Source organism: Thermoplasmata archaeon (assembly GCA_035632695.1).
Lineage (GTDB): Archaea > Thermoplasmatota > Thermoplasmata > RBG-16-68-12 > RBG-16-68-12 > RBG-16-68-12.
This window is the reverse complement of record DASQGG010000191.1, coordinates 1-5,744: the sequence shown is the minus strand read 5'-3', so window position 1 is coordinate 5,744 and position 5,744 is coordinate 1. Positions and strand designations below refer to the sequence as shown.

The 5,744-nt window shown below is 67.1% G+C and carries 6 protein-coding genes; all 6 read left to right on the top strand.

What is annotated here, in order from left to right; translation table 11 throughout:
• A partial coding sequence (locus tag VEY12_11965) for an MFS transporter (protein HYM40833.1) occupies window positions 1-430 on the top strand: 430 nt, incomplete at its 5' end.
• 58 nt (window positions 431-488) lie between these two features.
• Entirely contained in the window at window positions 489-1,520 is a 1,032-nt protein-coding gene (locus VEY12_11960) for a hypothetical protein (GenBank protein HYM40832.1), read from the top strand.
• A gap of 172 nt (window positions 1,521-1,692) precedes the next feature.
• Window positions 1,693-2,220 (top strand): hypothetical protein, encoded by a 528-nt coding sequence (locus VEY12_11955; GenBank protein ID HYM40831.1) that lies wholly within the window; start codon window positions 1,693-1,695, stop codon window positions 2,218-2,220.
• 168 nt (window positions 2,221-2,388) lie between these two features.
• Window positions 2,389-3,777, top strand: coding sequence for an aspartate aminotransferase family protein (locus tag VEY12_11950; protein HYM40830.1), 1,389 nt, complete (start codon window positions 2,389-2,391; stop codon window positions 3,775-3,777).
• A gap of 12 nt (window positions 3,778-3,789) precedes the next feature.
• The gene (locus VEY12_11945; protein HYM40829.1) at window positions 3,790-5,283 is read left to right on the top strand and encodes a CoA-acylating methylmalonate-semialdehyde dehydrogenase; all 1,494 of its coding nucleotides are present in this window, start codon (window positions 3,790-3,792) and stop codon (window positions 5,281-5,283) included.
• A 4-nt stretch (window positions 5,284-5,287) separates the two neighbouring features.
• Window positions 5,288-5,728: a hypothetical protein gene (locus tag VEY12_11940; GenBank protein HYM40828.1), complete on the top strand. Its 441-nt coding sequence runs from the start codon at window positions 5,288-5,290 to the stop codon at window positions 5,726-5,728.
• Window positions 5,729-5,744: the final 16 nt, after the last annotated feature.

Below are 5,744 nucleotides of genomic sequence, written 5' to 3'. Positions count from 1 at the left end.
GTCTGCAGTGGCCCAGTTCCCCGGCTACCTGGCCTCCATGATCCTGGTCGAGCGGTGGGGCCGCAAGCGCACGCTCGCGCTGTTCCTGATCCTAGGCGGAGTCAGCGGGTTCGCATTCGCCACAGCGAGTGAGATCGCCGTCCTGTTCGCGAGCCTCGCGTTCGTGAGCTTCTTCAACCTGGGAGCGTGGGGCGCCGTCTACGCATACACTCCAGAGCTGTTCCCGACTCAGTACCGCGCGACGGGGTTCGGCATGGGTGAGACCGTGGGCAAGATTACCGCCATCTTCGCGTCGCCCCTGTTCTTTGTGATCTACACGGCGACCGGCGGCGTGCTCGTGCCCCTCGCGGTGATTGCAGTGGTCATGGCGATCGGCGGGCTCTTCCTCGCCGGAGTGGGGCCCGAGACCAAGGGACAGACATTCACGTAGCGCGCGGTACGGCGTTCCCATAAATACCGACGTTCACGATGGGTGACGGGGCACACGCTTGGCGGCCGATCGCCTGTCCTTGCTCAGCGGACTGCCCGCCGGCACCTTCCGCTTCGGGACGGTCGTACTCGTCGAGTACGAGTCGCATTCCCCCTGGTACGAGACTTCCGTCACGCTCGCGGCCAACGCGCTGGCGGGAGGCATCCGCACGGACTACCACACGTTCCAGCACATGCCCGACGACGTGGTGGCGTCGCTCGAGAAGCAAGGCGTGAACGTGGTTGCCGCGCAGCGGCAGGGTCGCCTCCGTCTCATCGACAGTTACAGTCCGCAGACGGGGCTCGCGGACCCCGTCCTCCACCGCCCGTACGAGTTCGCTTCCCAGTCGCTCCGGATCGCGGACTGGAAGAAGGGCTCGACGGGGGTGCTCCAGGAGCCCGAGGAGCACCACCTGCTCCACATCGACGAGAACGATTCCGTGCTCCTGCACTACAACCGGGAGCGCGAGGTGATCGACTTCTTCCGGACGCGCGCGTTCGAGGCGGCGCGCAAGCGGGACTTCTTGTTCGTCCACGGGTTCACGGCGGGCGTCCACTCCAAGCCGTTCTACCGCAAGTTCGAAACCCTGGCCGACGTGGTGCTCGACCTGCGGACGCGCGAGGTGGAGGGCCAGCTCGAGCGTCTCCTGCGGGTGCGCGCCATCCGCGGCATGGCGGTCGACTCCCGTTGGCGCCTGCTCACCCTGACGGCCCGCGGGCAGGTACGCGTCCTCGGACCGGCCCGTGTCGGGGAGCGGGTCCCCAGTCGGCCGCGGCGCTCGGCGGCCGAGACCCGCGGCGGGGGCCCGAGGTGGAGCCCGCACTGCATCTCGAGAACCCGAGGGCCGCGAAGGTCTTCGAATGCTTGGTCACGGCTTTCGTGGAGGACGCCCAGAGGAAGCGGTTCCCCGAGCCTGAGGCGGGATGGAGAAGCCTCGTCCAGATCGCCCGGGACACCGGCCTGTCTCCGTCGAGTCTGTACCCACGGCAGGGAGGCGTCAACCCCATCATGGGGGAACTCACCTCACACGGGCTCGTGGAGACCCGCGTGATCCCCGGGGCACGGGGCCGCGGCGGGATCACGCTGCGCGTGCGGCTCGCATACGACGAAGCCGCGGTCCGGGAGTACGTCCACCAACGGGGACGCCCTTAGGCTCGGCGCGAAAAATCGGCCACATCCGCACGAAAATCCGCCATCTACTTTTCGCGCACCTCGCGCAGGTCATGACGAAAGCAGCAGCGGGGGTCGGGGCGATTCTGGTCGCCTTGGCCCTGGTGGCGTTGTGTCTCGTGACGGCGATGCCCGCTCGGGCAGCGGCCGCCACGGAGGAAGCGTGGGGCGACGGCCAGGTGTGGCTCATGATTCACGGGCCCACCAATCCCTCGAACGCGATCTCCCATCGGGATCTGTACCTCGTGGCACCGCAGACGGCCACCCCGCAAGGATCCGCTAACGAGCCGATCGGGGTCGTCCATGACCACGTGCTGTCGATGCCGTCGGACGGGCACGGGGAGTATACGGCCAACTGGGACGTCGTGATCGCGTTCTGCAACCCGCACAGCTCGGCTTGCGTGGTGGGGTCTGAGTCGTGCCCCTCCTTTGCGAACGGACTCTGCCTGGCGAAGTCAGTGAATGGTCAGGCCCTCACGTCGGTTGCCGCAATCGAGGCTGCTGCGAGCGTGCACGACGTGATCTTGGTCGAGCCGGGCGGGTCCTTCGTGTGCACCGTGGTCCCCCTCACCGGATGGTGACGCGGGGACCACCCTCTTTCTTTCCCCCTCCGAGGAGGGCGCTCCCGCGCACCTCCTCGGAACGGAGAGTATGTAGCGGTGCCAATGCAACCGGTACAAAGCCTATAATCCCCCAGGCCTTTGTCGCCGAGAGGACCGCCTCTTGGGCGGCTCCTGAGCTACGATACCATGGCGAAGCGCTCTCCGAAGAAGACCGCACGGAAGGTTCACGCACGAAAGGGATTGACAGGCCCGAAGATCGTCGTCGCACCGCCAGGCCCCAAGTCGAAGGCCGCCTTGGCCCGCAAGGAGCAGTTCGTGACGAAGGGGTTGCGCGTCGGGCTTCCCCTCGAGCTCACGCGCGCGGAGGGACCGTTCGTCCAGGACGCGGACGGTAACGTGTACATCGACCTCGGCGTGGGCATCGGGGTCCACAACGCGGGCCACCGGCCTCCGGAGGTGATCCGGGCGGCGAAGGCGCAGCTCGACAAGCTCACCCACATCTGCTACATGGTCTCCACGTACGGCCCGTACACGGACCTCGCCGAGGTCATGGCGGAGATCTGCCCGCCCGGGATGACCCAAAGCATCTTCCTGAACTCAGGTTCGGAGGCCATCGAGAACGCGGTCAAGATCGCCCGCGCGTACACGAAGAAACCTTGGATCGTCTCCTTCCGGACGGCGTTCCACGGGCGCACGCTCCTAGACATCAGCCTCACGGGCAAGGAGAAGCCGTACCGCGAGGGCTTCGGGCCGCTCGTGCGCGAGGTCCTAATCATGGACTATGCCTACCCGTACCGCGATCCGGAGAACCGTTCGCCCGCGGATTGTGCCAAAGCGCGCGTGGAGGAGATCGAGGCGGCCATCACGAAGCCTGAGCTCGACGGCCAGGTGGGGATGCTCGTGGCCGAGCCCGTGCAAGGCGAGGGCGGGATCATCGTGCCGCCCAAGGAGTTCTTCCCCCTGCTCCGGAGGCTGTGCGACGACCACGGCATCCTCCTGATCGACGACGAGGTCCAGGCGGGCATGGGCCGCACGGGCCTGCTCTGGGGCATCGACCACTGGAAGACCGTGCCCGACCTGCTCGTGAGCGGCAAGGCCCTCGGCGGCGGCCTTCCCCTCGGCGGGGTCACCGGGCCCGCGAAGATCATGGAGGCGCCCGGACCCGCGAGCCTCGGGGGGACGTTCGGGGGCAACCCGGTGGTCTGCGCTGCGGCGCTCGAGGCCGTGAAGGTGATTCAGAAGGCCCTTCCCAAGGTGCCGCGGCTCGAGGCGCTCATGCACACGCGCCTGGACGAGATCTACGACCGCTTCGAGCGCGTGGGCGAGGTGCGCGGCATCGGCGCGATGTGGGCCATGGAGTTCGTCAAGGACCGAGGGACGAAGGAACCGGATCCGGACTTCGCCCGCGCGGTGCAGCTCGGGGGTCTCCAGAACGGACTCATGCTCCTGCCCGCGGGGTACTACGGCAACTGCGTGCGGCTTCTGCCGCCCCTGAACATCCCACTGTCCCTGATGAACCGGGCGTTCGACCGCCTCGAGGACACGATCGCCGCGGCCCTCAAGGCCACGTCGTGAGGCGGTGCCATCATGGTCACCCAGACCGCGACCCTGCTCCCCGAGGTCCAGAAGGACTACGGGGACCTGAAGAACTTGATCGGCGGGAAGTGGGTCCCCTCCACGGCACGGGATTGGCTCGACGACACGAACCCCGCGACGGGTGAGCGAATTGCGCGCGTCCCCCTGTCCCCCAAGGAGGACATCGACGCTGCGGTCCAGGCGGCCCTCGGGGCGTGGGAGGAGTGGCGGGAGACGCCCCCGATCTCCCGTGCGCGGTACTTCTTCACCCTCCGCGACCTGATGGAGGGGCATTTCGAGGAGCTCGCACGCATCGTGTCCCAGGATCACGGCAAGATCATCGACGAGGCGCGCGGGGAGGTGCGCCGCGCGATCGAGAACGTCGAGGTCGCCGCGGGCATCCCCAGCCTGATGATGGGCTACAACCTGGAGGACGGGGCGGCTGCGGGCATTGACGAGGAAGTCCTGTATCAACCGCTCGGCGTCTTCGCCGGCATCAGCCCGTTCAACTTCCCCGCCATGGTCCAGTCCTGGTTCTGGCCCTATGCGGTGGCGACGGGGAACTGCTGGATTGCGAAGCCTTCCGAACAGGATCCGATTGTCCAGGTCTACCTTGCCCAGCTCATCGAGAAGGCGGGTTTCCCTCCCGGCGTGTTCAACTTGGTGCACGGGGCAAAGGAGAGCGTCGAGGCGATTTGCGACCACCCGGACATCCGAGGCGTCTCGTTCGTCGGGTCCACCGCGGTGGCGAAGCTCGTGTACGCCCGGGCCGCCGCGCACGGCAAGCGCGCGGCGTGCGGCGGAGGCGCGAAGAACCTCCTTGTGGTCCTCCCGGACGCCAAGCTCGACCGGATCGTACCCAACATGATCTCCTCCGTCTACGGCACCGCCGGCGAACGCTGCCTCGCGGGGTCCGTCATCGTCGGCCTGGACGAAGCCCACGACGCGGTCCGCAAGAAATTCTCGGCCGCGGCCTCCAAGCTCAAGCTCGGGTACGGCTTGGACGAGACGGTCCAGATGGGGCCTGTGATAACCAGGAAGCACCAGGAGCGGGTGCTCGGCTATATCGACAAGGGCGAGGCGGAGGGCGCCGAGGTCGCCTTGGACGGCCGCAAGGCGAGGGTCCCCGGGTACGACGGCTACTTCGTGGGTCCGACCGTTCTGGATGGCGTCACGCCGGACATGACCGTGGCCAAGGAGGAGATCTTCGGCCCCGTGGCCAGCTTCGTCACGATGAAGGACCTGGACGAAGCGATCGCGTGGATCAACCGGAGCCCGTATGGGAACGCCGCGTCCATCTACACCTCGAGCGGGAAGGCGGCGCGCGACTTCCGGTACCGGGTGCGAGCGGGCAGCATCGGAGTCAACCTCGGGGTTGCCGCGGCGATGGCCTATTTCCCCTTCGGCGGGATGAAGAACTCGTTCTTCGGGGATCTCCATCCGCAAGGGCGGGACGCGATTCGGTTCTTCACGGAGAGCAAGGTCGTCATCACGCGCTGGGTCTGACGCGATGGATCTACCCGAGCTCACGAACTTCGGCTCGTTGATTCGATACGCCCTGCTCTTGGAGGCCTCGAGCGCCTCCCTGTACCGCACAGCCGCCGGGTGGTTGGCGCCCGGGACGCAGAAGGACCTCGCACGGGAGCTCTCCGAACAGCACGAGAGCCGGCGAACGCTCCTTGAGCGAACGAGGCAACAGAAGCTGAACGAAATGGTCCTGGAGCCGATCAGCGGACTCGAGGGCGCGCGGTACGTGTTCGACGCCGATCTCGCGAGCGCTGCGGACATCCGGCCGAAGGCTCTCGGCGTCGAGGAGGCGGGCGCGCGCCTGTACGCGGAATCGTCCCTGATCGCGAAGTCCTTGCTGACCGAGGCTGCTCGGACCTTGCAGAAGCTCGCCGTGGAGAACCAGCGCAACCTCGCGCGTCTGCGTGAGGCCTTTCCCGCCTAGGGGCCAAGACGGTTCG

Bases quoted from the DNA above. Each gene is read 5' to 3' on its own strand.
- VEY12_11955 (HYM40831.1), top strand. From the start codon at position 1,693: ATGACGAAAGCAGCAGCGGGGGTCGGGGCGATTCTGGTCGCCTTGGCC.
- VEY12_11950 (HYM40830.1), top strand. From the start codon at position 2,389: ATGGCGAAGCGCTCTCCGAAGAAGACCGCACGGAAGGTTCACGCACGA.
- VEY12_11945 (HYM40829.1), top strand. From the start codon at position 3,790: ATGGTCACCCAGACCGCGACCCTGCTCCCCGAGGTCCAGAAGGACTAC.
- VEY12_11940 (HYM40828.1), top strand. From the start codon at position 5,288: ATGGATCTACCCGAGCTCACGAACTTCGGCTCGTTGATTCGATACGCC.